Genomic DNA, 1,187 nt, shown 5'->3' on the forward strand with positions numbered 1-1,187 from the left:
AATCGCGAAGTGACTCCAATCGAATATTTTTCAGATCCTGCCAATCTTTCTCAGTTATGGGCACGATACTCATAGCTTTGGAGCCCTAACGCCCGCAGCAGGGGCGACCAATGCTATGCACTTTTTGTGCGAAACTGGGAGCGCAGCGACCCGCACAAAAAGTGCATAGCGTTGGGCGTCCCGTGGAGGCCCGAAGGACCGGAACAAACTGCCTGCGATTGTTATGAATTTTCACTTGTTGCTTGCCTGAATAATGAGCAACTCCATGTTGCAAGTGCCATTATTTAGCAGACCGTGTTTACCACCAGGCCGATTTAGAACCATATCTCCCTCTGTAACCGAATGCTCCTGATCTCCAATGGTCATGAGGCCATTACCTTTGAGGATAATGTACATTTCTTCATCATTACCGTGCTCATGCAGGCCCATAGATGTATTTGGAGGCATTACGACCCGAAGCGCAAAATCCCATGCACCGCTAAAGTCTTTCCGGCGAAACACTTTTTGGATTTCTATTGTGCCGATTCCATCATGGCTATTTTCGGCAATCTCTTTTTCACAATTTAGAAAATTTCTAATCATTCTCTACTACGAAGCTTGATGATTCATAACGCCGCCGGCAGGGGCAGCTTACCTTGGGCATGTTTTGCGCGATAATGGGAGCGTAGCGACCCGCGCAAAACATGCCCAAGGTAAGCTGTCCCGCGGAGGGCCGTAGGCCCGGAGCAAATTGCCCGGCCTTGTTATACGCTGCCCTCGCTCTCAACTACGAGCACGCGCACCTCACCTCTTGGGTGGGCTACATGCTCCGTACCGACAGAAGCAAAGAATATATCTCCAACCTCTAGTACGGCAATTTCTTCTGCGCCATTTACGCGATAGTGCATGTCTACTACACCATCTAAAACTACGAAGACTTCTTCTCCGTCGTTTATGTGCCATTTATATGGTTGATCGGTCCAGTGCAGCTTGGTGGTAATTCCTTGCATATTTGCAATTTGTTTTGATCCCCACGCCCGCTCAGCAGTGAAACTTCTACTTTTTACAACTTCCATTTTTTAGATTCTTACAACGCTCGTAGATCTCAATTGCGTGCCGAGTAGCCAGGAGCCGTCACCGACTCCCGGCCCTCTAAGAACCGTACGTGCGGGTTTCCTCGCATACGGCTCAAGCCCCTCAAAGGCTCT

The 1,187-nt window shown here is 49.2% G+C and carries 2 protein-coding genes; both read right to left on the bottom strand.

Features of this window, described 5'->3' with window-relative positions; all coding sequences use genetic code 11:
* Positions 1-231: 231 nt before the first annotated feature.
* Positions 232-582, bottom strand: coding sequence for a cupin domain-containing protein (locus FDY93_RS19225; RefSeq protein WP_138237377.1), 351 nt, complete (start codon positions 580-582; stop codon positions 232-234).
* A 161-nt stretch (positions 583-743) separates the two neighbouring features.
* On the bottom strand, positions 744-1,055 hold the full coding sequence (locus tag FDY93_RS19230; RefSeq protein ID WP_138237378.1) for a cupin domain-containing protein: 312 nt from the start codon (positions 1,053-1,055) through the stop codon (positions 744-746).
* Between the last annotated feature and the right edge of the window lie 132 nt (positions 1,056-1,187).

It is taken from the genome of Microbulbifer harenosus (genome assembly GCF_005771435.1).
Taxonomy (GTDB): domain Bacteria; phylum Pseudomonadota; class Gammaproteobacteria; order Pseudomonadales; family Cellvibrionaceae; genus Microbulbifer; species Microbulbifer harenosus.

Bases quoted from the DNA above. Each gene is read 5' to 3' on its own strand.
- FDY93_RS19225 (WP_138237377.1), bottom strand. From the start codon at position 582: ATGATTAGAAATTTTCTAAATTGTGAAAAAGAGATTGCCGAAAATAGC.
- FDY93_RS19230 (WP_138237378.1), bottom strand. From the start codon at position 1,055: ATGGAAGTTGTAAAAAGTAGAAGTTTCACTGCTGAGCGGGCGTGGGGA.